Genomic DNA, 1,851 nt, shown 5'->3' with positions numbered 1-1,851 from the left:
CGGTCGCCGGCCTGAGCCGGTCCCGGTCGCGGCCCCGACCCGGCCCCCCGCGCCCTCGGGGATGCCGAGCTCGGCGCGCAGATGGGAGGAGGTCGAATAGGTCTCGGCGGGCTCGCCGTGCCCCAGGCCGAGCGCCTTGTCGATGAGGCCCCAGCGGGGCAGGTCGTCCCAGTCCACGAGGGTGACGGCGACGCCCTTGCGGCCGGCCCGACCGGTGCGGCCGATCCGGTGGACGTAGGTCTTCTCGTCCTCGGGGCACTGGTAGTTGATGACGTGGGTCACGTCGTCGACGTCGATTCCGCGCGCCGCGACATCGGTCGCCACGAGGACGTCGACGTCCCCGGTGCGGAACGCCTTGAGTGACTTCTCGCGAGCGCCCTGGCCCAGGTCGCCGTGGATCGCCCCCACGCGGAAGCCTCGTTCGGCCAGGTCGTCGGCGAGCTTCTGGGCCGTGCGCTTGGTGCGGCAGAAGATCATCGTGGCGCCGCGTCCGTCCGCCTGCAGGATCCGTGAGACCACCTCGGGCTTGTCCATGGAGTGCGCCCGGTAGACGAACTGGGTGGTGTTCTCGTGCGTGGCGCCGGAGTCGGCGGCCTCCGCCCGGATGTGCGTGGGCTTGGTGAGGAACGTCCGCGCCAGGGTGATGATCGGTCCCGGCATGGTGGCCGAGAAGAGCATGGTCTGCCGTTGCTCCGGGACCATCCGGAGCAGCTTCTCGATGTCCGGCAGGAAGCCCAGGTCGAGCATCTCGTCGGCCTCGTCGAGGACCAGCACCTCGACCTTGCCGAGCACCAGCTTCGACTGGTTGGCCAGGTCGAGCAGACGGCCGGGGGTTCCCACCACCACGTCGACGCCCTTCTCCAGGGCGTCGGTCTGCTGTTCGTAGGGGGTTCCGCCGTAGATGGCCAGCACCTTGAGCGGCCGGGTTCCCGACCCGCCGGGGGCGGTGAGACCGGTGGCGGCGATCTTGAGGTCCTGGGTGACCTGGACGCACAGCTCGCGGGTGGGAACGATGATGAGGGCCCGTGGCGTGCCGTCGAGCTCCCGGGTCACCTCGCCCGTCGAGATGCGGTGCAGGAGGGGGACGCCGAAGCCGTAGGTCTTGCCCATCCCCGTACGGGCCTGGCCGATGAGGTCGGACCCCGCCAGCGCCAGTGGGAGGGTGAGTTCCTGGATGGCGAAGGTGTGGGTGATGCCGCGCTCACCGAGCGCGGTGACGATCTCGGGGCGGACGCCGAGTTCGGCGAAGCTGGGGGAGGAGTCGGAGGACGGGGCGTCGACGACCGCGGTCGTCGTGGCCATGCCGTCGACTTCGCTGGTGGTCACATCTGTAGTGGACAGGGCGGTGCCTTTCTCGTCTCGCGCGCGGGAGGACGGGCCTTCCGATGGACGGCCTCGGCGAGCGGGGCGCGCGCACATTTCCACGCGGATCCTCGGTGCGGGGTCCGACCAGCGGACCGGGCGCGGGTGTGATCCACGTGGGTCCACCCTATCCCGTGACGCCGCGGGACACCGGGTCCGGGCTAGCCTGGGTCCCACGTATCACCGACGACGGCGAGACATGCGCCGACGATGAGAAGGGCAGGCACCGTGGAGGTCAAGATCGGCATCGCCGACAGCAATCGCGAACTCGTGTTCAAGACCGGGATGAACCCGGAGGACGTGCACGCCCGCGTGGAGGCCGCTCTCACCGCGGAGAGCAAGGCAGTGTTGGAGCTGGACGACGAGAAGGGTCGGCGCTATCTCGTGTCGACCGACCGGGTCGCCTACGTCGAGATCGGTGAGTCGGCGCGGCGCGCGGTCGGGTTCCTCTCCTAGGAGACTGCTGAACAAGTGGCGTGGCTGGCCTGC

Annotated in this window: 2 protein-coding genes; one reads left to right on the top strand and one right to left on the bottom strand. The window is 70.0% G+C overall.

Going from position 1 to position 1,851, the window contains the following annotated elements; genetic code table 11:
- On the bottom strand, positions 1–1,302 hold a 1,302-nt coding region (locus tag G6022_RS02375), incomplete at its 3' end, for a DEAD/DEAH box helicase (RefSeq protein ID WP_241731004.1).
- 288 nt (positions 1,303–1,590) lie between these two features.
- Here G6022_RS02375 and G6022_RS02370 point away from each other — a divergent pair.
- A complete protein-coding gene (locus tag G6022_RS02370; protein WP_107748545.1) occupies positions 1,591–1,818 on the top strand; it encodes a DUF3107 domain-containing protein in 228 nt (75 codons plus the stop codon).
- Positions 1,819–1,851: the final 33 nt, after the last annotated feature.

It is taken from the genome of Dietzia sp. Cai40, from assembly GCF_014145165.1.
Lineage (GTDB): Bacteria > Actinomycetota > Actinomycetes > Mycobacteriales > Mycobacteriaceae > Dietzia > Dietzia natronolimnaea.
The sequence above is the reverse complement of the archived record's forward strand: the minus strand, read 5'-3'. Positions and strand labels throughout refer to the sequence as shown.